Here is a 22,897-nt window from a genome sequence, read left to right on the forward strand (position 1 = left end):
GAATCATTTATTGGCCTAAGGTTGAATATAAGTGTGCATTTCCGGCGGAATGCCGACACGCTTGCAGTAGGTTTCAGTCGTTTCGTCCTGCAGTATCGCCGTTCCCGCGGACAGAAGGCCGACGGCAAACCGGTTGGCCTGCCGCTCCAGCTTGCCGGGGGCAAAGTAGGAATGCTCCTCCAGAAAAAAACGGTTGATCCCCTTATGGAGCCGGTCATGGCCGAGCTCATGCGCGCAGACAAACCGCTGCCACTCGGGGGACAGCTCGCTGTGAATCACAATGAACCGCCGTCTCAGTTTCCGGTAATAGAGTCCCTTGGTGGATTTGCCGAGATCGAGGTAGCGGATATGAATGCCAAGGGACCGGGAAAGTTCGAAAGGGCAGCTGGTCTTATATTTTCGGATTAGCTTTCGAATCATCTCATCCATAGGATTCACCTGCAAGTTGTGGATTGTTCGTCCCACCCATCACGAAGAAGAGGGGCTGTCCGGAGAACCTGGCTCCTTCTTCTTCCGCTTATTCATCTGCTTCGCTTCCCAGAACAGCCCGGTGAGGACATCCTTGATACGCTGCTTGTCCTCGGCGTCCAGCGGAATTCCGTCGAACATCAGCTCTCCGTCTTCCTCGAGCATTTTCTTGAAATCCCGCTTGTCCTTATAGGTCGCCCATGCCGGCGCTTCCTCCCGCAATCCTTTGGCAGCCCCGTCTGCATCCCAAAACCCTGCGGCGCTCATCAGTTCGCCGTAAGGAACTTCCAGCGCGTCCGCGAGCTTCCGGATGGTCGGCGGTTTGGGCACGCCCCGAATCCCGTTCTCCATGCGGGAAATTTGCGAATTGCTGATGCCCGATGCTTCGGCAAGCTGGTTGATCGTCATGCCCTTCTGCTCGCGCAGCCGCTTAAGCACGGCTCCGAATTCTTTTTCCACGGTTTAGCCACTCCCTCTATGACGTTGATCTATTTCTATCCGTTACTATAATCCAATATTGCCAAAAGGTAAAGAAAATGATGTTATAGTTACCAAATGGCATGAAAGAAAAAGGAATCCGGAGCGAAATGGTGGTTAAGGCGGGATTTCCGGGTTTTACGGGATACCCAAAAAGTGGTATGTTAACATCATTATACGAACAAAAATGCGAACAAGCCACAGTTTTTTTTAGGTGAACATCCATGAAGGAGCGTGTTTGAATATGGATCAAATGCTGCCGCAGCTGGACCGCCGCAAGACCCAGGCCGCCGTTGAAGCGATTTTGGAGAAATACCGGATCTATAAAACGATTACGTTTGAAGTCAGGGAAGCGAACGTTACCGCCTCTTATACAGAACGGTTTCACGGACCGACCAACGTGACCTCGGACCAGACGGCGCAGGTCGCCGTCTACAATGTGGACGCGCCTGCGACCCGCCAGGCATACTGCCGGATGATCGAGTCGATCGTGGAACGGCTGGGCGAACGGGAACAGACGCTGATCCGCGAACGGTACATGAAGGAAGATGACGTTTTCGACTATAAAGTCTACAATTACGTGCTCGACCCGCCGGTCAGTAAGGACACGTACACGAAAATACGAACGCGAGCCTTCTATAAAATGGCGCTGGCGTTTGCAGACCGCGGGCTGCTGACGTTATCCGAGCTTCAAAAAGCCAAAGCATGCAATTCCAAATAAAGCCTGCTCATAAGCGGGACAAGCCGGGGACCGGAGAGGTCTTCGGCTTTTTTCTTTATCCAATGGGAAGCGGGAGTTTCGGGGGATGAATCGGCCGCAGAAGTGCTGATATTAACCACTCCTATTTGGAATAAAAAGGATGAAAAACACGAACATATATTCGTACTATTTTCCGCCGATAACCGTCCGAACTGCCGTCAGCGTTTTCGAATCCGGGGTGTAAGATTATATCATCGGGAATGAAGCAAAGGGGCGTACCGAACACAATCAGTGGATGTTAAGCCGGCCGGAAGGGCCGGTTTTTTTGCGGACGTGTACATGCTCATTGCCCGGTAAGCCATGATCATAGAGAGAGGAGGGGGCCGAGTTGATACAAATTCAGCGGACACAAAAGAATGGAAGGGGCTATGACGCAAAAGAAACGGTTCGGCGAGTAGTAGTATGAGGGAAGCCGTTAAACAGGCAGTCGCTGCCTTGATTCCCGAGCTGGAAGGCCGGATCTACGATGTGCAGCCACCGGCCGGAGGGGACGACGGGCCATACGCTGTTCTCACCCTTGGCGAGGAGATTTGGAAGTCTGCTTGGGCGGGTTACCGGCAGGTGGTGCGCGTGAAGCTGTACAGCGGCACTGCCGGGATATCCCGGCTGGATGCCTGGGCACAGCAGCTGGTTCGGGGGCTGCAGCGCCAAAAAATAGCAGGTCCAGATCCGGGAGCGATCCTGCTGCACTATTTGGGCGTTCCGGAAGCGGACGCGCTTGATCCGGCCTCGGGCGGCATCATCCGGTGCCTCAGGTTCGGTGCATACCTGCCGGAGGCTTCGGGAGCCGAAGCGCCTGCCCCTGCGGATGCATGGCTCAGCGCCCTGACGGAATGGACACGGGGCAAGCTGGCTGACCTGTGGCAGGTCTACGAAACGTCCTGGCCCGGGGACCGGGAGGAGCATGCCGTATTGTGGCGCCTTGCCGGCTGTGAGACGAAGATGGCGGGGGCTTCGATGTACGAGGTCCGCAAAACATTTGTGGGACATTTGGCGGCGCCGTTCCCGGAGACCGAGCATCATGCCTCGGTCGCGTTGGTGGAGGAGCTGGGGGCGCAAACCCAGCTGCCGCTTGGTGACGGGGAACGCCGCTACCTGTCAGTAGCGGAAGTTTCCGCGAATATGCAGGCCGACGCCATACTGGATGGACAGCTTAAGCTGACCCTGGTGCAGCGGCGGATGCGTCCTGCGGAGGAAGCGGCGCTAATCCGCCGCGTTGCCGTTCAACCTATCACGAAATGAGGTGGCCCGATATGGGCGTAAAGAAAATTTCGAAAACCCCGGATGCCGGAGGCGGCATGCCGAGGTATGAGCTGAAGGAATTGAAGGCGCAGGCCAAGGAGCTGTTCGGGGTACGGGCAGAGGTCGTGGCAGGTGCTATGCATGACATGGACGGTCAACATTTTTCGATCGCCGAGGTACAGGGAAAGATCCAACAATTCATGAAAGCGAAGGTGGTCTAACTTATGGCAGGTGGAACTTGGGAAAGCACAAATCAACCGGTGCTGCCGGGATTGTATATGAACTTTAAAGCAGCGGCAACGTCGGCCATTCAAGGCGGCAGCCGCGGAACGGTGATCGTGCCGGTCAAAGCCAATTGGGGTCCGGTCCGCGAGTTCGTGGAGATTGGCAGCGAGCAGGCGATTGCTGCGATGTTTGCCGCAGATAGCGAAAATGGGGCGACCGCCTACCCGGCACTATACTTGGCGCTGCTCGGCGGCCCGAAGAAGCTGCTGGCCTACCGCCTGGCGGACGATACGGCCCAGGCGGCAGCCGTGACGCTGCAGAGCGGCGATGCTGCGCCGGCCGCCGTCTTGAAGCTGACGGCGAAGCACCCGGGCAGCCGCGGCAACGGCTTCACCGTGACGGTACAGCCTGCGCTCGGCAATCCGGCCGCAAAGGAGCTGCGCCTGTATGAAGGCGCCAAGCTGCTCGGCACCTTCACCGGCGCGGACGGCACGGCCGCTTCCTTGGCCGCGAGCATCAACGGCGGCAATGACTGGGTCACTGCCGAGGCCGTGGATGGCGGCGGTGTACCGGCCGACGTCAGCGGACTGGCGCTGACCGGCGGCGCGAGCGGCATCGGCGGCCTGACGAACGCCGATTACGTCGCCATGCAGGAGGCCGCCGAAGGCCAGGACTTCGACCTGCTGGCGCTCGACTATGCCGCCGACATGGCGCTGCTGCAGAGCTTTGCCGCCTGGATCAAGCGGCTGCGCGGCGAAGGTCGCGGCGTCATGGCCGTCTTCGGAGGCAGCGCCGCCGATGACGTGTCGAAGGACGCGGCCGATCTGGCGGCGGCCCGCTCCCTGGCCTTGAACCACGAGGGCATCGTCAACGTGGGCAACGGCGTCCGTCTGTCCGGGACGGACTACAGCTCCGCGCAGACGGCCGCCTATGTGGCCGGCCTGATCGCGGGTCAGCGCCTGAACCAGTCCGCGACGTACGCGGTCACGCCGTTCGAGGACGTTACCCGGCGCTGGACGCGCTCCGAGCAGGAGCAGGCCGTGAAGAGCGGCGTGTTCCTGCTCTTCTTTGACGGCCGCCAGGTGAAGGCGCTGCGCGGCATTAACACGCTGGCGACACCGGCCGAAGGCCAGAGCAGCGCCTGGAAGAAGATCCGCTCCATCCGCGTCATGGACGCGATCAATGCGGATCTGCAGCGGGCGGCGGAGCAGACGTACATCGGCCGCGTGAACAACACGGAAGAAGGCAGCCTCGCCCTGATCGGCGCGGTGAAGGAATACCTCGGCCAGCTGTCGCTGAGCAGCGTCATTGAGCCGGATGGCTATGACGTCGTCCTCGACCCGGCCTACTACGGCGATTCTGCGGTGAAGCAGCCGGAGCCTGACCAGGTGTTCCTGCAGTGGAATGTGAAGCTGACGGACGTGATGGAGCAGCTGTTCGGCACCTTTTACGTGCAGTGATGGAAGAGCCGCGGTCTTTTTTTAACCATGCAATCTATGAAAAAAACTATGAATAACTCTGAGGAGGAACCCCTATGTTGGATGCTTCAAAAGTCATTCTCGGCACGTACGGCCAGGCCTATATCGACGGTGTATGGCAGACGCACATTAATAAGCTCGAAGCCAGCGTCGAAATCGAAAAGCGCGAGCTCAAGCTGGTGGGCAGCGACTGGACGGTCCACAAAAGCGGCAGCAAAAAAGGAACCGGCACGATGAGCGGCTACAAAGTCACCTCGGACATGATCAACCGCGGCTTCACGAAGTTTGAAATCATCTCCAAGCTGGACGATCCCGAGTCCTACGGACACGAGCGCGTCCGCCTGATCCGCTGCATGCCGGACAAAATCCAGCTGGCCAACTGGACCGCTGGCGAGGAAGTGCAGGAGGAAACGACGTTTACCTTTGAAGGGTACGAGCTGCTGGACCCGATCACGGCAGACTAAGGAGTCCGGAGAAATATCTGCCAAACTGCAAAAGTGTTATTCATCCAGCCGAAGTCACCATTTTAAAAGAATATAGAAGCAAAAGTGCACTGATTTCTGGCGGAATTCGCGAAATGGCGGGTTGGCCGGAAATGAAGCTGCACTTTTGCTTTTAATCGTGCCTTAGGTGAGATTTCCCGGAAAATAGCCGCACTTTTGCGCTTATGGGTGTTCTTTTCGTGAACTGGAACCGGCACACCTATTGTACGGCCTGACTGGAAACGCAAAATGGCTGAGTAAGTACTCTTTTCAAGAAGTAAAACTCTCAACATCATCCATTTAGGGACATAAACCATTCAGCAAATGAAGGAGAGGAAAACGCATGAGCTTGCAGGATAACTGGAGCGAGGAACAAATTTTGGACAGCCTGTTTGAGGCGGCGGAGAAGCTGCCGGAGGAGACTGTGCGCATCAAGCGTCTGGATATGCAGATCGTACTGCACGGCCTGACCTCGAGCAAGGTGGATAGCATCCGTGAGCGGTGTACGGTCCGCCGGACGGTGAAAGGGGCGGTGGACGAAAAGGTCGATACCGAAACGTTCAACGCGCTGCTTATCTCCGAAGCTACCGGCAAGCTGGAAGTGAAGGGGCTTACGCTAAACGGCTGGGGCGATCCGCGGATCACAAGCCGATTGAAGCTGTCGGGCGGGGAGCAGGCGGTACGCCGCATGCTGCTGGCCGGGGAACTGGACGCCGTCGGCGACAAGGTGCTGGAGCTGTCCGGTTTCGGGGTCGAGATCGCTGACCTAAAAAACTGATCGGCTCCGGGGGAATGACGACGATGCTGTACCACCTGTGGGCCCGGCATCACCTTCGTCCCGGAGAGTTTTGGCGGCTCCCGCGCGGGGAGCGGCTGCTGCTGCTCGCTTTTTCCCAGGAAGAAATCGAACAGATGGCAGCCATGAATCAAGGTTAAGGAGGTGAAGAATTCATGGCAGAAACGTTAAATTACCGGTTAAATCTCGTCATCGATCCGAAAAACGTGATCAAGGCGAACCGGGAGCTGCGGGCGATGGAGCGGTATTTTGAACGGATTCAGGGGCGGGTGCTGAAGATCGGGAAAACCCGTATGGTTCCCGAAATCGCACTGAAGGACAGTGCCTCGAAAGGGCTGGACAGCCTGCTGGAAAAAATCAATCGCGTGAAATCGCAGGTTATCCGGGCGACGGCGACTGTAGATGTTGCAGTAGGTGGGGGAGCGCTAGGCGGAAAGATTGATTTTTCCACTCTCGTTACAGCGCTTCAGGAAAACTCGGCCGCCGTCAAAAAGCTCACGGAGACCATCGGAGGGCTGAAAATCGGAGGGGAGAAGAAGGACGAGCCGAAGTCCACTTCTGACAAAATCAAGGATGTATTTTCTGCACTTAAAAACTTTGGCGGAGGGTTGAAAAGCGCGGGGGAAATCCCGGATAAAGGCAAAGCCATCAAAAAGGCATGGAAAGGCGAGGACAAGGATAAGGAAAAAAAGGACCTGGCGGCCGATCCTGACGCTGCCAAAAGGGAAACTCCTCTAAGGACTGAAACTTATAAACGGAAAAAGACCTTGGGCCGAGCGTGGAAAACGATGGGCGCAGCGGGTGATTTCATCGGTACCATTGGTTCTGCTGGTGAAGGCGTTATCGGCGGAATACAGGGATTGTGGAAAAGTGGAAAGGATTTCTTCGGTGGCGGTAAAAGCAGCGCGATCGCCAATTCAGCCACAAAAGCTGCCCAGAGCAGCGGGATCGCTGCTTCTACCGTAAAAGCCATCGGAAGCAGTGGAATGATGACTTCAGCCGCCAAGGGCATAGGCAAAAATCTGCCGGGGGTCCTTGGATTCGCAGCCGATGCCATATCCATTATGACCGCAAAGACCGGGAAAGAGCGGGCTCAAGCCATCGGGTCCTCCGTCGGGAGCGGCGTCGGAACAGTTTTGGGAGGCTTTTTAGGATCGGTTATTCCTGGTGGAGGAACGGCGGTCGGAGCAATGCTGGGTGGTGCAGCCGGAGGTTATATAGGAGAGAAGGTCGGCGGCTGGGTCTCGGGTCTGTTCTCGAAAAAGAAGAAAAAGGACAAGCCGGCTCCCGTAAAACCTGAATCCAGCATAGGATCTGCACCAGCTGTTTCTACAGGATTGCCGTACGGACAATATGCTTCACCTGCATGGACAGCCCAAAAAGGGTTACCGGGAATGATCTACCCGAATAGGTATGTGCCCCCAACATCCCCCCTCCCACTAACCAGCAAAGCTTACGGTCCCTACCTGCCCGGAGCCCAAGGTCCGGCCGCTCCGATGGGAACAGGCCCACGGCTGCAGGCTGCAACCGGAGGCGTTAAGCCGGGAATCGGGGGCAACGGGAGCGGCAAAACGACGCCACAGCTCGTGCAGATCAGTCCGGAGCAGATGTCGGCGCTGTCGGGGTTTCTGAAGGATTTTAAAACGGAAACCAACTACAATCTCCCGGCCGGTGCAGTCCAGGTGACTGTGCATGAAGAGACTCCCATAGATGTGGAGGGCCTGATCCTGCAGATCGGGCAGCGCCTGCGTTCGGAGTTTGCCAAAGCTGCGCAGAACCGCAAGCCGGGGGCGAAAGCATATGTGTAACGACGTTTCCAGAGAGGAGGAACTGCTGTGGATTTGGTGTTAATGACCGGGAAGGGTGAACGATTCACGTTTCCGGTCAATCCGGAGGAAGTGATCATTTCCAGGCAAAAGGGCTACGATACCGCCAACATTCTCTCGTCCGGGGAGTTCGATTTTCCGCAGGGGGACCGGATTAAGGAAATCTCGTTTTCCTCCTTTTTTCCGAAAGTGTACGACGAATCCTTCTGCAAAGGGGGAAAAGGCGAGCTGCCTGATCCGCAGGTGGCGATGAACAAACTGAACGATTTTTTGGTGATGAAAACCCCGCTCCGGTTTGTCATCAGCGAAGCCGGGATCAATGTGCCCGTGTTCGTGGCCTCCCATCAAACGACGTTCCGGGGCGGGGAGCCGGGGGACGTGTATTTCGACATCACGCTCCGCACGTGGAGAGAGCTTAAGGTGGCGAAAACGGCTGGCAGCGGCACTGGCGGCGGGACGGCAGTCAACAAAAAGCAGCGCACCGACATGAAGGAGAACAACAAAACCTACACGGTCAAGGCGGGGGACTCCCTTTCCAAAATCGCCAAACTGGAGCTCGGTGACAGCTCAAAATGGAACCAGATCTACAAGCTGAACCAGAAGGTAATCGGCAAGGATCCGAACGCTATTAAGCCGGGGCAGAAGTTGGTGCTGTCATGAGTTACAAGGTGATTCTGCAGGACAAATACGATTTGACCCCCTTGGTGGAGGCAATCAACCTGCGGGATTCGCTGGAGCAGATCGCTTATCAGGGCACGGTCAACTTGGTGGTGACGCCGGATTTGCCCCCGATCTCGCCGGGCATGGCGATCCGTATCAGCGGTATTCCTTACGGGAAAAAGGATTACGTCACTCTGCTGCATCCTGCGGTGGTGTGGGAAGTCGAGACGACGAACAACGGCATGAAGCGGATGACTATAACACTGTACGACCGGACTGTTTATTTGGACAAATCGGAGGACGAGTATTTGTTCCCGGCGAAGCAGACGGCGACGCAGCGTTTTAAAAAGTATGCCGCCGACTGGAATTTGAAAATCGCCAAGCTGCCGGATACCGGCAAGGAGCTGGGCCGGGCTGTGTACCGGACGCAGTCGCTGTATGCCAGCATGTTTGCAGATTTGCGGGCGACCGCCAAAGCCGGCGGCAAGCTGTATCATCCCCGGATGATCGCCTCCGGCTTGGAGCTGTACGAGCTGGGTACGAACCCGGACGTCTACGTTCTTGAGGCGGTAACCGATACGATGCAGACGCGCACGCTGGAAGGGGCGGCGACGAAGGTGAAGGTGCTGGCGACCGCGGCGAGCGAGACAGGCAAAGAGGTTCCCTCCAAAGTCCTCGCCATTGAAGAAAAGGACGTAGCCAAGTACGGGCAGCTCCAGGCGATTATCCAGGAAGACGAGGTGAAAAATGGAGCAGCCGCCCGCGAGCTCGCCCGCAGCAAGCTGCGCGGCATCCAGGAGACGATCACTGTGAACGCTCCGGATATCAATACGATTCGGGCGGGGGATGCGGTTAAGTTGGGCCAAGTGCAGCTGCTGGTCATCTCGGTCAGCCGCGAACTGGGCAACCCGGGAAGCATGTCGCTGGAGCTCGGGACCTACGACGACGTCAAAAGGAGGTTTTACCTTGAATAAAGACCCGTATGGACAGCTTGCATCCTCTTTGTACGCTTCGGTCGGCAAGCACACGCGCCAGGCGCTCGGCGGCGTCGGGGCGGTACTGGGGACGATCACGTCGACGGGGCTGAAGCTGGACGATTTCAAGCACGAAATGCAGGACTACATGGTGGCGGAGCTGCCCGGGCTGCTTGCGCTGCCGCGTTATATGGCGGTCGGAGCGTCTGGGACGCGAACGGATACTCCGAACTGGGGGAGCGTGGCGATGGATACGTCATTTTATTTTGACGAGACCGAAGTTCCGGATGCTGCGCTGAAGCTGGGTGCCGGGCTTAAGCCCGGAGACCGGGTGCTGGCCGTCCGCGTAAACGGCGGGGATGACGTGGTCGTCGTCTGCAGGGTGGTGAGCGGCCGTGGCTAATTTGTTTCCGGAGACGGAAGACATGGTCTGGACCGAGGATGCGGAGACGGAGCTATTGGAGGGAAGCGGGGCGGTGTTTGGGAGAAGCTGGCGGTTCGATTTTGACGCCGGGGAATTCGTCATGTCCCCCACCCGTAAAATCGCCGTTGCGGATGAAAGGGAAGCCTGGGTAACCTGGTGCGAAAAAGCCATCCGTACCCCGCGCTACCGCCATCTCATCTATTCCCGAGACTACGGCAGCGAGCTGGAGGATCTGGTCGGCAGCGGCTACGATCACGCTCTGCTCGAGAGCGAAATCCGACGCATGGTTTCGGAGGCGCTCCTGGCGGATGCGCGGACGGAGAGCGTGGATCAGTTCGTGTTTGCGTGGGAAGGCGAGGCCTGCCGCTTCAGCTGTCGCATTCAAAGCGTCCGGGACGAGGTTGAAATCATAGAAAGCGTGGTGATCTGATGGCGGACTTGCCGCTTTTTTTGCAGGATCAGACGGAAGAAAACATTATGAACCGCATGCTGGCCAGGGTGCCTTCGGATATCGACAAGTCCGAGGGCTCTTTTATTTGGGACGCGCAGGCGCCGGTGGCGTTCATGCTCTCCGAGGCGGCGCTGTGGGCGCAGGAGGTGCTGAGGCGGGGGTTTGCGAGTACGGCTTTCGGTGAGTACCTGACCTTAAGAACGGCGGAGCGCGGGGTGAACCGGAGAGCAGCGGTGCCTGCGACCGGGACCGTGAAGTTTGTGGGGCAGCCTGGGAAAAAACTGGCGAAGGGAACTTTGATAGCCACGCCGGCTGACGAGATTACAGGAGAGTCCAGCATTGAGTACCAAACAACCGCGGACGTGACGCTGGATAGCAACGGTGAGGGAGTGGCACCCATCACGGCCTTGACTGCAGGCAGCCAGGGGAACGTCCCGGCAGGCGTCATTGAGGTGTTGTTGGTTCCAACCAGCGGCATCATTTCGGTGAGCAATCCGGCAGCAGTAACCGGCGGAGCCGATGAAGAGTCGGATGAGTCGTTATTGGAACGGTACTATGCGGAAATCCGAAACCAGGGGACCAGCGGCAACAAAGCTCAATATATCCAGTGGGCCAACGAGGTTCCTGGCGTAGGAGGAGTGCAGGTCGCTCCGTTATGGCAAGGTCCGGGGACTGTAGGCATTTATTTGGTCGATATGGATAAACGGGCAGCCAGTCCGGCAATCGTTGAAGCAGTTCAGCAGTATATTGATCCGACGATGGACGGTCAGGGGGAAGGGAAGGCCCCGGCAGGACCCGTTGTAACGGTAATGCCCGCAAAAGAGGTGCCGATCGATATCTCGGTCCAGCTCACTTTGGCTGACGGTGCAACTTTAGACATGGTCAAGGAGCAGATGATCGGCGGCATTACCGCCTATTTGAAACAGCTGGCTTTTGCCGATCCGCTTGTCCGCTTTACCCGAATTGCTGCCATTCTGCTGGATATCCCGCCGATCATCGATTATTCCAATCTGACGGTTAACGGTGCCGCGGATACGAATATCCAAATCAGTCCGGGGGAAGTAGCCGTATTGGGGGCGGTGGACGTTCATGAGTGACGCTACATTTACAAGCTCTCGTGGTGCCGAACTGTTCTCCTATCTGCCAGCTTACTACGAATTCAGCCGGGTCATTCGAGCTGATGTGGATGCCAAAGGCGCGGAGATGGATGCTCTTTATGCGGCGCTGAGTGAGACGTTGGAGCAGTTTTTTGTGAAGACGGCGACGTGGGGGTTGGAACGGTGGGAGGCGGAGCTGGGGATACCTACGGATAAAAATAAGCCGATTGATCAAAGACGCTCTTATGTTGAATCCAAGCTGAGAGGCAGTGGCAAGGTTGCGGGTTCTATGATCAAAAACGTGGCGCAGGCCTACGACGGCGGGGAAGTTAGTGTACTGATTTCACCGGGTGAGTATAGAATCACCGTTACCTTTATTGGTACTCTTGGTATCCCTTCGAACATAGAGGATTTGAAGAGGGTGTTGGACGACATTAAGCCAGCACACATGGCTATCGTTTATGAATTCCGGTTTTTGCTTATTAAGGATATCAACAACATGATGACATTTAATCAGTTGAAGCAGACGCCATTCTCGAAATTTGCTTTTAGATCTGGAGGTGCTTAAATTGCCAAGTAGAACACCGAATTTGAATTTATATAAAGTCAACGGTGAAACCGATGGTAATGAAACATTTAACGTGGATGTTGTCCTGAATGATAACTGGGATAAGATTGATGGGGCTGTTAAGGCTATAGAGGATGCGGTAGGTGAGATAACAGTCCCCGATGCGTCCCTGACGCAAAAGGGGATTGTACAACTATCTAGTGAAACAAATAGCACGTCAGAAGCTATGGCCGCTACTCCCAAAGCAGTAAAAGCAGCAAGCGATGTTGCTGCTGCAGCACAGGCTAAGGCTGAAGCCGCCGAGACACCCTCAGGGGCACAGGCAAAGGCAAATACTGCTGAAGCTAATGCCAAATTATATATCGACACAAACTTTTACAAAAAAGACCGAGTCGACTCGGTTAACCTAGTGCGTAATGGAAGTGCGATATTTGGTTTTCAAGATTGGACTATTTCTGGAGGCTCGTGGGCCTATGTTCAACAAGACGCGAATATTGGAGGATATTTTTATCCAAACCAATCAATAACAGCTGGATCTCACATATTTTTAGAGTCATCGGATCCAATCGCAGTATTTGCAAATGCAAATTATTATTTGGGGTGTACGTTCCACACTAATGAGGGGCTTGATACAGATCTTGTACGCGTTGAGGTTATAAATGCTACTAACGGCATTGTCTTAGGTTCTTTGTACGCAGCAAATCGCCAGTGGTGGCACAGACGAACTGCGGCAATTACCATACCAGCTGACGTTGTCTCTGTAAAATTACGATTAGTAGTTACTGGCCCAATAACGAACGCTGCAAAGGTTGTGCGTGGTTTTGGACGTATTACATTTTCTATCGGGTCAGCAGATACTTATGGTACTCAAGGGGATATGTATTCGATTTTTCAATCTGTCGCTAATGGTAAATCGAGCATAGCCACTGCCATTAGCGGCAAAGGAATACCAACTTCTCCGACAGATCCGTTCGCCACTATGGCGGCGAATATAAACTTGATTAATACAGGGAAGAAGTGGGCAAAAGGACAAATTCGCGTCGAACCAACCACAGGTTACGGAAGTGTTACGGGCCTAAACTTTACACCAAGCAATATTATTTTGGTCACACCTAGTTGGAGTGGGGTGCAGGATTCGTATGTGATGATTTATAGTACGGACGCCCCTACAAATGGAGGTGTATTTCAACTCTTTAGAGGTATTAATAACGGCGCCGGAGGGTCTGGTCAACACCCCATTACTGTAGGCAGTGGATACTTTAATGTGAGTGTCACCCTTGGATACGGCGGAACTTATAACTACTTTGCTACCGAATAAGGAGGGATAGCGTGAATCAGATCGGACGAAAGATTTATTTCGATAAAGAGACAGGAAATGTTTTGCTGGATACTCAGGAACATGTTGGTTTTGTAGTCGAAACAACAGAGGAACAGGATTACGAGTCCTATCTTGCACTGAAAGGACGTAATCCCGAAACGGTCGGTGTAATTAAACTGGAGTACGGCAATTGTCCGAAGACTTCGCACAATCCAACGGGTACCGCGTGAATCACGAAACATTGGAATTGGAGTTTTCTTATACGGACCCTAATGATCCGGAGCCGCAGGAACCTGTATTTCAGCCGCCATTGACGCAACAAATTGCAGAGGTGAAAACTGAAAATGAGTCTCTGAAGAGAGGGTTTCGGACGTCGAAATGACTTTAGCCGAAATTCTGTTTTTGTGAGTGGAGGTGAAGATTCATGCTTAAAGACATTCAGATTCGTGTAGTAGCCAACGCCTCCATCACCCCGGTAGATAATGGTGAAGGAACGATCGACCAAGTTGTATCGTCGTATACAATTCATGCGGATGACAAAGAGAAGGTCTTCGCTTATGCTTACACGCTCCGGCCAGACCTGCAGCCTGAAAGGCAGGCTGAGGAATTGAAAAGTTAATTAGCGCCGCAAGGCGTATTTTTTATGCCCTCGGAACCACTCCGGGGGGCATCTTATTTCACCAATTCAAAGGAGGGGAACGCCGTGCCACACGAAAGGGTGAGTGACGTGGAGGATGCGACCAAAGCATTGGTGGAGATTCAAATTCAACTCGCACGTATTGAAAAAACCTTGGAGCAAGTGCCGACGCTGGCCGCCACGATTGAAACAACCAAGGAACTCGCCCGGGAAGCCATGCAGTCGGTAAAGTCAGCGCATCAACGGCTGGACCGGATCGAGGACGGCCAAAAATGGCTGTGGCGGACGGTCAGCGGCGCGGCCATCACGATCGTGATGGGTGCCATTGCAGCCGCCATTCAGCTTGCAGGACATTAACTATTACCAGAAAGGTGGATGAAACATGGATTGGGATATGATTTGGCAGTTGATCGACCCGAAGCTATTGGTTGTGGTAGCTGTGTGCTGGGTTTTGGGATATGTCATGAAACAGACGCCATCGGTGCCGGATTGGAGCATTGTGTACATGGTGGTCATCGCCGCTGTGTTACTTACGGTTTGGATGCATGGCTGGAACGCGGAGACGTTCATCCAGGGGATTTTGGCGGGAGCCTTTGCAATATTCGGCCACCAGGTTGTGAAGCAGACGAAGAAAGTAGGGGACTCGGATTGAATCAAACGGAATTCATCGCCACCCTCGCTCCCTGCGCCATCGCTGACATGCAGGCCACCGGTGTTCCAGCTTCCTTAACCATCGCCCAGGCCATACTGGAATCCAACTGGGGGACAAGCGGGCTCGCCCGGCAGGCGAACAATTTGTTCGGTATCAAAGGCAAGGGCACAGCGGGAAGCGTAGAAATGCCCACCACAGAGTATGTCAACGGCAAGGCGGTGAAGGTGGCGGCATCTTTTCGCAAATATCACTCCTGGACGGAGTCCATTGCCGACCATTCCAAGCTTTTGTTGAACGGCACGAAGGATAAGCCGACGCGGTACCACGGCGTGCTGCGCGCAGAATACCGGCAGGCGGCCGAAGCAGTTTGGAAAGGCGGCTACGCGACAGATCCGAAATACCCGTCCAAGCTAATCGCGATCATGGAGCAGTATGGACTGCCTCAATATGACACATGGAGAGGAGAACACACCGAAATGAGTGTTAACATCACTGAGCTGGCACAACAGCTGGAAGATTTGAAGAAAAAAGCGGAACGCCTGACCCAACTTGAGGTCCTTCTGCAAAAGGTGGAGCAGCGGATCTCCGCACTGGAGGCGCGGCAGCAGATGGAGGTTCCGGCCTGGGCGGAATCCGCGGTAAATGCGGCGGTTGAGGCAAAGATCATCAGCACCCCGGTGAATGGAAGCTACGATCTGTACAGGGTGCTGACGATTTTACAGCGGCTAAAGGTGCTCTAACGAAAACGCGAGTACCTACCATAGATAGAGACAAGTCAGGCAGGAGGGAAATCATAATTTTTTTCATACTAAAAGGGAGGCATCCGCTTATGCTGATTTATGAATACCAACCGACCATCCAGACGTTTTCGCTGTTAGAGCCGCTGCTCCCGGGGTGTGTGCGGGAACGCATCAAGGCGATTATGGACGCCGCCCCGGAAGCAGTGTTTTTTTGCAAAATCGAGGACCTGAACCCGAGCATCCGCGTGTATCTCCTGGAACACGATCCGGCGGACGACTATACAGAGTGCCATCTGCTGTCATGCGACCGGATCGGTCAGGACTATGAATACCTGAGTCTTTCCGTGGAACAGGCCCGTTCCGTGGAAAGGTTCGCAGCCCAGATCCCCGTTATTTCCTGGAGTTAGCGGAAACTTGCTCGCGTTTGACCCGCTCGTATTCTTCCTCGATCGTTTTGGACAGCAGCTCCGTGGCGGTCATGTTCAGCTTCTTGGCCGCTTCGGCAAGCTGCTTTTTAATGTAGGCGGGCACGTCGTAATGAAATTTAACCTTGTTGCCGTATGGCATAACCCAAACCCCCTTTACCCCATAACTTCCTGGTATTTACGCTCGATAATCCGGATCAGCAGCTGGGTTGCGGACATGTCCTGCAGCGCCGCCGCTTCGATCAGCTTCTCTTTGATTTCCGGCTGGAATTCGTAAGGCAGCTTGAGCTTCGGTTCGGACATGTGGCCTTCCATCGTTTTTTCCGCATCAATTGCGAGCTTCACCAGCTCGTCCAACGTCGAAGTCTGGGACGCTTCGCGGCCGTATTTTGGCAGCACCCGGATCAAATACTGCTTCAGCGACTTCTGGTCTTCCTCAGCGATGTCCAGCTGCAGCCGGTCTTCTTCGACGTTCAGCTTGCAGTCCACGTGGTAGCCGAACAGGTTAATCGAATAGTTCATGCAAAAGACCCTCCTTGGATATTTGTTGTTTATTATATAGTGTATCGATACGCATTACAATATAATAATTTTATCCGTTTGATATATCTTCCACTCCTCTGTAATGGGTCCTCACAATGTCCTTACTACGTCATCGTCATATCCCACAATGTCTCCACTTCGTCATCGTCAAGTCCTCGCCAGGTCCTCACAATGTCCTTACTACGTCATCGTCATATCCCATAATGTCTCCGCTTCGTCATCGTCAAGTCCTCGCCACGTCTCACAATGTCTCCACTTCGTCATCGCCAAGTCCTCGCCACACCCCCACAATGTCACCGCTTCGTATCGCCAAGTCCTCACAATTTCATTACAATGTCCTCACTAGGTCGCTACCACGCCCTCAACCTGTCTAAATTCCTCTTTTACCGCTCCCTTTCGCGCCCTTCAATTCTCCCCAAGCACCTCATCAGTCCCATCATCTGTACTCCTCCATTTCCTTCGCCAATCTTCGATTTTGTTAACCCGAACCCGCTCCAAATATAGTATGATGTCACTAAGGAAAGCCATGTAAACGTCACCAAGCGACATGGTTTGTCTTCCTTAGCGGATATACATCCAGCAACATCCCGAATGTGCACAACCACAACGAGCGCATCGTTCGCTGACGGAGCAGGGAGGGTTCTATGGAAAAATACATTTTATCACTGGACCAGGGGACGACGAGTTCCCGGGCTATCTTATTTAATGAAAAGGGAGAAGCCGTACATACGGCCCAGCGGGAGATAACGCAGCATTTTCCCCATCCGGGCTGGGTGGAGCATAACGCCAACGAGATTTGGGGTTCGGTCCTGTCGGTGATCGCGTCCGTGCTGTCGGAATCGGGCGTGAAGCCCGAACAGATCGCGGCGATCGGCATCACGAACCAGCGGGAGACCGCGGTGGTGTGGGATAAGGAAACAGGCGATCCTGTGTACCATGCGATTGTGTGGCAGTCGCGGCAGACAAGCGGCATTTGCGAGGAGCTCAAGGCCCAAGGGCTAGACGACACCATCCGCGCCAAAACAGGGCTTCTGATCGATCCGTACTTTTCCGGTACGAAGGTCAAGTGGATTCTGGACGAAGTCGAAGGCGCCCGGGAGAAGGCGGAGCAGGGCAAGCTGCTGTTCGGCACGATCGATACGTGGCTCATTTGGAAATTTACCGGCGGCCGCGCGCATGTGACCGATTATTCGAACGCATCGCGCACGCTGATGTATAACATTTACGAGTTAAAATGGGACGACGAGCTGCTGGAGATTTTGGGGGTTCCGGCCTCCATGCTGCCGCAGGTGCGCCCGTCCTCCGAGGTGTACGGCCTGACGGTGCCGTATCACTTCTTCGGGACAGAGGTACCGATCGCCGGCGTTGCGGGCGACCAGCAGGCGGCTCTGTTCGGGCAGGCGTGCTACAGTAAAGGCATGGCCAAAAACACCTACGGCACCGGCTGCTTTATGCTGATGAATACCGGCGAAACGGCGGTCCGCTCGGAGCACGGCCTGCTGACGACGCTCGCATGGGGCATCAACGGCAAAGTGGAATATGCGCTGGAAGGTAGCATTTTCGTGGCGGGCTCGGCCATCCAGTGGCTGCGTGACGGGCTGCGGATGCTGAAGGAGTCGAAGGAGAGCGAAACGTACGCCTCACGCGTGGCTTCAACGGACGGCGTGTACGTCGTTCCCGCATTCGTCGGGCTCGGCACCCCGTACTGGGACAGCGATGTGCGCGGAGCAGTATTCGGCCTGACGCGCGGCACGTCCAAGGAGCATTTTATCCGGGCGACGCTGGAATCGCTGGCCTACCAGACAAAGGATGTGCTGTCCGCGATGGAGGCCGACTCAGGTATCGAGCTGACCACGCTGCGCGTCGACGGTGGTGCCGTGCACAATGATTTTCTGATGCAGTTCCAGAGCGACGTGCTCGGCGTCTCGGTCGAACGGCCGGTCATTAACGAGACGACGGCGCTGGGCGCTGCGTATTTGGCAGGACTCGCCGTCGGCTACTGGAAGAGCCAGGAGGACATCTCCGGCCAGTGGGCGATCGAGCGCGAGTTCCAGCCGGTGATGGAGGAGAAGGAGCGAACCGGGCTGTACGAAGGCTGGAAGAAGGCCGTACACGCAGCCATGGCTTTTAAATAAAACACAGAAACATATCTTGGGGGGTCTCTTTTTCGATCTGGAGGGAGATAAGCACAGATGATATGGTCCAATACGAATCGCGAACAAATCAAGGAGAGCTTGAAGCAGGAAAAGTTTGACGTCCTGATCATCGGCGGCGGCATTACCGGGGCAGGCATTGCGCTGGATGCGACGACCCGCGGGATGAAGACGGCGCTGGTGGAAATGCAGGATTTTGCCGCAGGCACATCCAGCCGCTCGACGAAGCTGGTGCACGGTGGGCTCCGCTACCTGAAGCAGTTTGAGGTCAAAATGGTCGCCGAGGTCGGCAAGGAGCGGGCGGTTGTGTACGAGAACGGTCCGCATGTCACCACGCCGGAGTGGATGCTGCTGCCGATCCACAAGGGCGGCACGTTCGGCAAATTCAGCACGTCCTTCGGACTGCGGGTGTACGACTATTTGGCCGGCGTCAAAAAAGCGGAGCGCCGCATGATGCTCTCCCCGCAGCAGACGCTGGCGAAGGAGCCGCTCATCAAGAAGGAGGGGCTGAAGGGCGGCGGGTACTACGTGGAATACCGCACCGACGACGCCCGCCTGACGATCGAAGTGATGAAAGCGGCCGTGGCGCACGGGGCTGCGGCGCTCAATTACAGCAAGGTCGAGGAGCTGCTGTACGACGCCCGGAATAACGTGCGCGGCGCGGTGGTCCACGACCAGCTGACCGGGGACACCTATGAAATCCACGCCGCCAAGGTCATTAACGCCGCAGGGCCGTGGGTTGACCGCATCCGCGAGAAGGACGCGTCGAAGGAGGGCAAAACGCTGCGCCTCACCAAAGGCGTCCACCTGGTCATCGACCAATCCCGGTTTCCGCTGGAGCAGGCGGTGTACTTCGACACGCCGGATAAAAGAATGGTGTTCGCCATTCCCCGCGATGGCAAGGCGTATGTGGGGACGACGGATACTTTCTTCGACCGGGATACGGCGCATCCCCGGATGACGTACCAAGACCGCGACTATATTATTAACGCGATCAATTATATGTTTCCCGAGCTGCAAATTACGGCGGAGGATGTGGAGTCCAGCTGGGCCGGGGTCCGGCCGCTCATTCTTGAACAGGGCAAGGATCCGTCGGAAATTTCCCGTAAGGACGAGATCTGGGAGTCCGGCTCGGGACTGCTGACGATCGCCGGGGGCAAGCTGACGGGCTACCGGAAGATGGCCGAGACGATTGTGGACGTGCTGTCCCGGGAGCTGACTGAACAAACAGGGCGCCCGTTTAAAGCATGCCAGACGAAGCATCTGCCGATTTCGGGCGGGGACTTCGGCGGATCGGCGCAGTATGAGCCTTTCGTGCGGAAGACCGCCCAGACCGGAATCGAGGCGGGTCTGGCCCCGGATGAAGCCCTCGCGATCGCCGGCAAATACGGCACGAATGCATCCGGCGTCTTCCGGCTGATCCAGAGCCACCGGGCGGAGGCGGAAGCGCACGGGCTGCCGCTGATGCTGTTCGGCCAGCTGGCCTATGCGCTGGAAGCGGAGATGGCGGCGACGCCGGTGGACTTTTTTACCCGCCGGCTCGGCGCGACGCTGTTCGATATTCAGCTCGTGCGCACCTGGAAGGCGCCAGTCATCGAATATATGGGCGGCGTGCTGAACTGGAGCCCGGCAGCGAAGGAAGCATACGCGGCCGATCTCGACCGCGCGCTGCTGGAGGCCGTGGAGCCGGCGGAATCCGATTGAGCATTATAAGGCAATCGAATGAAGCATTTCTATCAGGAACCTTTCATCCCCAGGATGAAGGGTTTCTTTTTGGCTTGGGATAATACCCGTCAAAACCCGCAGGCTCCCAGTCTCGACAATGGTGAATCTATGAGCGATGCCTACCTGTCAATCCACTGTCAGTGATGTTGACACCAACTGTTCGGATATTTGCGATAAACTTTGCATTTTTAGGGAAAATAGACACTCACCCGCGTCCCATGTTAGTACACCTCCGGCAAAATCGCTTATAATAAAAAAACCATACTGCCCGAGAGAGGAGTGCTGTACATGAACATTAAAGAAAAAAGAGAGCATCGGCAGTACCCCGAACAAGTGAAATCCGACGCGTCCCGCGCGCCATATGAGCGGGATTATTCGCGGCTGATCCATTCGCCGACGTTCCGGAGGCTGCAGGGCAAATCCCAGGTGTTCGGCGCGGGTACGGGGGACTATTACCGGACGCGGCTGACCCACTCGCTTGAGGTGGCGCAAATCGCCCGGGAAGCAGCGCGCAGCCTGCTGCGGGCGCATCCCGAGGTCAGCGACGAGCAGGCGGACAATCCGGGGCTCGTAATCGATCCGGAGGTGGTGGAATGCGCGGCGATCGCGCATGACTTCGGCCATCCTCCTTTTGGACATAAAGGGGAAGAGGTGCTGGACGGCATTCTGGATCAGCTGATCCGGGACCGGACGAAAGAAGCCGTGAAGGGGCTGCATCTGTCCCCGGATGAAGTGAACGACGTCCGCGCTAGGCTGCGGAAAAAATACGAGCATTTCGAAGGCAATGCGCACAACTTCCGGCTGATCATGTTTTTGGAGAAGCGGGAAAATGTGGACGGCCTGAACCTGTCCGACGCGATCCTGCTCGGCATCAATAAATATCCATACCCCGGCACCCTGCTCAAAAAGGGGCTGTACCAGCACGAATGGGGCTATATTTCACAGATCCGCCAAGACTGGGGCATTCCTGCAGGCAAAAAGACGCTCGAAGCCCAGCTGATGGATTTATGCGACGATATCGCCTATTCGGCCCATGACCTCGAAGACGGCATCAAGGCCGGAAAAATCGAAGTGCACGAGCATTTTCTGAAGGATCCGCATATTTTGCGCCTGATCGTCGAGAAAGTCATGACGCTGGAGGACGCGTTCTGGGATAACTGCCCGGAAGAGCATATCCGCTACAAGGTGGAGGAAGTGCTGACGTCCTTTTTAAAAGTGTGGAATGAGAAGCTTCCGTACTGCGAGTTTGACTACTCCCGTACCCGCCGCGAGGTCAAGGCTTACTGGGTAAGCCTGTTCGTCAGCAGCCTCGGCGTCATTGACGACGGGGGCTGGAAGAAGGTGACCTTCGTCAAGGAAGGCCAGGAGGATCAGGATATGCTCCGAACCGTCAGCGTGCTGAAAAGCTTCGCGTGGGTCACGATGATCCGCGACCTGCGGGTGCAGCGGCTGCAGAAGCGCAGCGAGTGGATGATCCAGCGGCTGTGGGACGCTTTTCTCGATCCGGTCGCCTCCAAATCGATTATCCCCTCCGACTGGCTGCAGCGGTTCGAGAAGGATCAGGCCGGGCCGAATCCGATCTGGACGTGGGAGCACATGGTGATCGACTATATTGCGGGCATGACGGATGCGTTTGCTGAAAAAATTTACAATGAGCTGTACGGATTGAAGGTAGGTTCCATTTACGACCTGGATTAGGCAGCCATAGAAGGGAAGGAAAGACCGGATGGGCGCTCTTAAACTTAGCGTGCTGGATCTTGTACCAAAAATAGGAGAGGCGTCCTTTGAGGAAGCACTACAGGAAGCGGCCAGCCTGGCCCGCCATGCAGAACAATGGGGTTACACCCGGTATTGGGCGGCGGAGCACCACAACTTGGTGAACTTGTCCTGCGCCGCGCCGGAAGTGCTGCTGGCGCATATCGGAGCCCGGACCGAGCGAATCCGCATCGGGTCGGGGGCGGTCCTGCTGCCGCATTACAGCCCGCTGAAGGTCGCGGAGAACTTTCGCATGCTGGCTGCGCTTTATCCCGGCCGCATCGATCTTGGCATCGGCCGGGCACCCGGCGGCTCGGCGCATGCCTCGATGGCGCTGAGCGGCAATTATTTGCAGCATGTGGCCGAGATGCCGGCCCGGGTCCGCTCGCTGATCGAGCTGCTGGAGGACCGCTATGCGTACGAGGACGTGCCGGTCGCGGCCAAGCCCGTCCCGCGGATCCAGCCGGAGCTGTGGATGCTCGGGACGAACAACAAGAGCGCCGGCTTCGCGGCGGAGAACGGCACGGGCTACGTGTTCGGCCAGTTCATGAGCGACCGCGACGGCGCCGAGGTGCTGGCGGCTTACAGGGAGGGCTTCAAGCCGTCGGCGCTGCTGGAGCGGCCGAGAAGCATCGCGGCCATCGGCGTCATTTGCGCCGCGACGGAGCAGGAGGCGCTGGCGCTGTCCCGCCGGTCAGCCCTGCCGGAAGTCGAGCGGCCGGGAGCTGAGGCCAGCGAGCCGCAGCCGCAGGCGACCCGGCTGATCACCGGGTCGCCGAAGCAGGTGAAGTCGAAGCTGCTGGAGCTGGCGGATTCCTTCGGGTGCGATGAGTTCCTGGTCACCACGCCGGTGATGAGTTATGCCGAGCGGCTGGAATCTTACCGGCTGCTGGCGTCGGTGTGCTTATAAAAGGGAGCCAGGCAAGTTCGCCTGCCATTCTGCACACGCGGTTCTTGATTGGGAATGGGAATTTGGGAATGTAGAATAGTGACGGTGCTGAACGGTTAGATCGCAATGGAG

At 56.0% G+C, this 22,897-nt stretch carries 29 protein-coding genes; 25 read left to right on the plus strand and 4 right to left on the minus strand.

Annotated elements, in window-relative coordinates; translation table 11 throughout:
- Positions 1–15: 15 nt before the first annotated feature.
- Both MKY74_RS07750 and MKY74_RS07755 read right to left on the minus strand, forming a co-directional pair.
- Positions 16–429 (minus strand): ImmA/IrrE family metallo-endopeptidase, encoded by a 414-nt coding sequence (locus tag MKY74_RS07750; RefSeq protein ID WP_076175102.1) that lies wholly within the window; start codon positions 427–429, stop codon positions 16–18.
- A 39-nt stretch (positions 430–468) separates the two neighbouring features.
- Positions 469–927, minus strand: a complete 459-nt coding sequence (locus MKY74_RS07755; RefSeq protein ID WP_076175099.1) for a helix-turn-helix domain-containing protein — start codon at positions 925–927, stop codon at positions 469–471.
- A gap of 262 nt (positions 928–1,189) precedes the next feature.
- Between MKY74_RS07755 and MKY74_RS07760 the strand changes: the two genes are divergently transcribed.
- From MKY74_RS07760 to MKY74_RS07860, 21 genes are all read left to right on the plus strand, one after another.
- Entirely contained in the window at positions 1,190–1,666 is a 477-nt protein-coding gene (locus MKY74_RS07760; RefSeq protein WP_076175096.1) for an ArpU family phage packaging/lysis transcriptional regulator, read from the plus strand.
- 441 nt (positions 1,667–2,107) lie between these two features.
- Entirely contained in the window at positions 2,108–2,947 is an 840-nt protein-coding gene (locus tag MKY74_RS07765) for a hypothetical protein (protein WP_076175094.1), read from the plus strand.
- Between the two features lie 11 nt (positions 2,948–2,958).
- Positions 2,959–3,168 (plus strand): hypothetical protein, encoded by a 210-nt coding sequence (locus tag MKY74_RS07770; protein WP_076175091.1) that lies wholly within the window; start codon positions 2,959–2,961, stop codon positions 3,166–3,168.
- A gap of 3 nt (positions 3,169–3,171) precedes the next feature.
- Positions 3,172–4,632, plus strand: a complete 1,461-nt coding sequence (locus MKY74_RS07775; RefSeq protein WP_076175088.1) for a phage tail sheath family protein — start codon at positions 3,172–3,174, stop codon at positions 4,630–4,632.
- Positions 4,633–4,706: 74 nt separating this feature from the next.
- The gene (locus MKY74_RS07780) at positions 4,707–5,114 is read left to right on the plus strand and encodes a phage tail tube protein (protein WP_076175086.1); all 408 of its coding nucleotides are present in this window, start codon (positions 4,707–4,709) and stop codon (positions 5,112–5,114) included.
- 361 nt (positions 5,115–5,475) lie between these two features.
- The gene (locus MKY74_RS07785; RefSeq protein WP_076175084.1) at positions 5,476–5,910 is read left to right on the plus strand and encodes a phage tail assembly chaperone; all 435 of its coding nucleotides are present in this window, start codon (positions 5,476–5,478) and stop codon (positions 5,908–5,910) included.
- A gap of 23 nt (positions 5,911–5,933) precedes the next feature.
- Positions 5,934–6,068: a hypothetical protein gene (locus tag MKY74_RS07790; protein WP_263880942.1), complete on the plus strand. Its 135-nt coding sequence runs from the start codon at positions 5,934–5,936 to the stop codon at positions 6,066–6,068.
- Positions 6,069–6,083: 15 nt separating this feature from the next.
- The gene (locus MKY74_RS07795; RefSeq protein WP_076175082.1) at positions 6,084–7,736 is read left to right on the plus strand and encodes a hypothetical protein; all 1,653 of its coding nucleotides are present in this window, start codon (positions 6,084–6,086) and stop codon (positions 7,734–7,736) included.
- A gap of 42 nt (positions 7,737–7,778) precedes the next feature.
- Entirely contained in the window at positions 7,779–8,414 is a 636-nt protein-coding gene (locus MKY74_RS07800) for a LysM peptidoglycan-binding domain-containing protein (RefSeq protein WP_179232172.1), read from the plus strand.
- On the plus strand, positions 8,411–9,388 hold the full coding sequence (locus MKY74_RS07805) for an XkdQ/YqbQ family protein (protein WP_076175078.1): 978 nt from the start codon (positions 8,411–8,413) through the stop codon (positions 9,386–9,388). The genes MKY74_RS07800 and MKY74_RS07805 overlap by 4 nt, the downstream gene beginning before the upstream one ends.
- On the plus strand, positions 9,381–9,791 hold the full coding sequence (locus MKY74_RS07810) for a hypothetical protein (RefSeq protein ID WP_076175076.1): 411 nt from the start codon (positions 9,381–9,383) through the stop codon (positions 9,789–9,791). The genes MKY74_RS07805 and MKY74_RS07810 overlap by 8 nt, the downstream gene beginning before the upstream one ends.
- Positions 9,784–10,242: a DUF2634 domain-containing protein gene (locus tag MKY74_RS07815; protein ID WP_076175074.1), complete on the plus strand. Its 459-nt coding sequence runs from the start codon at positions 9,784–9,786 to the stop codon at positions 10,240–10,242. The genes MKY74_RS07810 and MKY74_RS07815 overlap by 8 nt, the downstream gene beginning before the upstream one ends.
- Positions 10,242–11,360 (plus strand): baseplate J/gp47 family protein, encoded by a 1,119-nt coding sequence (locus MKY74_RS07820; protein WP_076175072.1) that lies wholly within the window; start codon positions 10,242–10,244, stop codon positions 11,358–11,360. Before MKY74_RS07815 ends, MKY74_RS07820 begins: the two co-directional genes overlap by 1 nt.
- On the plus strand, positions 11,353–11,928 hold the full coding sequence (locus MKY74_RS07825) for a YmfQ family protein (RefSeq protein ID WP_076175070.1): 576 nt from the start codon (positions 11,353–11,355) through the stop codon (positions 11,926–11,928). Before MKY74_RS07820 ends, MKY74_RS07825 begins: the two co-directional genes overlap by 8 nt.
- Position 11,929: 1 nt before the next feature.
- Entirely contained in the window at positions 11,930–13,246 is a 1,317-nt protein-coding gene (locus tag MKY74_RS07830) for a tail fiber protein (RefSeq protein WP_076175068.1), read from the plus strand.
- Between the two features lie 11 nt (positions 13,247–13,257).
- A complete protein-coding gene (locus MKY74_RS07835; protein ID WP_341011885.1) occupies positions 13,258–13,476 on the plus strand; it encodes a hypothetical protein in 219 nt (72 codons plus the stop codon).
- Positions 13,477–13,670: 194 nt separating this feature from the next.
- Positions 13,671–13,865: a hypothetical protein gene (locus MKY74_RS07840; protein ID WP_076175066.1), complete on the plus strand. Its 195-nt coding sequence runs from the start codon at positions 13,671–13,673 to the stop codon at positions 13,863–13,865.
- 84 nt (positions 13,866–13,949) lie between these two features.
- Complete coding sequence (locus tag MKY74_RS07845) at positions 13,950–14,240, plus strand: hemolysin XhlA family protein (RefSeq protein ID WP_244169417.1); 291 nt, start codon at positions 13,950–13,952, stop codon at positions 14,238–14,240.
- A 25-nt stretch (positions 14,241–14,265) separates the two neighbouring features.
- Positions 14,266–14,535, plus strand: coding sequence for a phage holin family protein (locus MKY74_RS07850; RefSeq protein ID WP_076175064.1), 270 nt, complete (start codon positions 14,266–14,268; stop codon positions 14,533–14,535).
- Positions 14,532–15,275 carry a glycoside hydrolase family 73 protein gene (locus tag MKY74_RS07855; protein ID WP_144025511.1) on the plus strand — a complete coding sequence of 248 codons (744 nt, stop codon included), beginning with the start codon at positions 14,532–14,534 and terminating at the stop codon, positions 15,273–15,275. Before MKY74_RS07850 ends, MKY74_RS07855 begins: the two co-directional genes overlap by 4 nt.
- 89 nt (positions 15,276–15,364) lie before the next feature.
- Positions 15,365–15,682: a hypothetical protein gene (locus MKY74_RS07860; RefSeq protein ID WP_076175062.1), complete on the plus strand. Its 318-nt coding sequence runs from the start codon at positions 15,365–15,367 to the stop codon at positions 15,680–15,682.
- On the opposite strand, the gene MKY74_RS07865 is transcribed toward MKY74_RS07860, so the two are convergent.
- Complete coding sequence (locus MKY74_RS07865) at positions 15,666–15,842, minus strand: hypothetical protein (RefSeq protein ID WP_167372922.1); 177 nt, start codon at positions 15,840–15,842, stop codon at positions 15,666–15,668. The genes MKY74_RS07860 and MKY74_RS07865 overlap by 17 nt on opposite strands.
- Positions 15,843–15,856: 14 nt before the next feature.
- Positions 15,857–16,222, minus strand: a complete 366-nt coding sequence (locus MKY74_RS07870) for a hypothetical protein (RefSeq protein WP_076175060.1) — start codon at positions 16,220–16,222, stop codon at positions 15,857–15,859.
- A 665-nt stretch (positions 16,223–16,887) separates the two neighbouring features.
- Between MKY74_RS07870 and glpK the strand changes: the two genes are divergently transcribed.
- The 4 genes from glpK to MKY74_RS07890 all read left to right on the plus strand — a co-directional run bounded on the left by glpK (position 16,888) and on the right by MKY74_RS07890 (position 22,786).
- Entirely contained in the window at positions 16,888–18,378 is a 1,491-nt protein-coding gene (gene glpK, locus MKY74_RS07875; RefSeq protein WP_076175058.1) for a glycerol kinase GlpK, read from the plus strand.
- 57 nt (positions 18,379–18,435) lie between these two features.
- Positions 18,436–20,100, plus strand: coding sequence for a glycerol-3-phosphate dehydrogenase/oxidase (locus tag MKY74_RS07880; RefSeq protein WP_076175056.1), 1,665 nt, complete (start codon positions 18,436–18,438; stop codon positions 20,098–20,100).
- A gap of 309 nt (positions 20,101–20,409) precedes the next feature.
- Positions 20,410–21,819: a deoxyguanosinetriphosphate triphosphohydrolase family protein gene (locus tag MKY74_RS07885; RefSeq protein WP_076175054.1), complete on the plus strand. Its 1,410-nt coding sequence runs from the start codon at positions 20,410–20,412 to the stop codon at positions 21,817–21,819.
- A gap of 28 nt (positions 21,820–21,847) precedes the next feature.
- Positions 21,848–22,786 carry an LLM class flavin-dependent oxidoreductase gene (locus tag MKY74_RS07890; protein WP_076175052.1) on the plus strand — a complete coding sequence of 313 codons (939 nt, stop codon included), beginning with the start codon at positions 21,848–21,850 and terminating at the stop codon, positions 22,784–22,786.
- Positions 22,787–22,897 lie beyond the last annotated feature (111 nt).

Origin of the sequence: Paenibacillus sp. FSL R5-0378 (assembly GCF_038009285.1) — a bacterium.
Lineage (GTDB): Bacteria > Bacillota > Bacilli > Paenibacillales > Paenibacillaceae > Paenibacillus_AQ > Paenibacillus_AQ favisporus.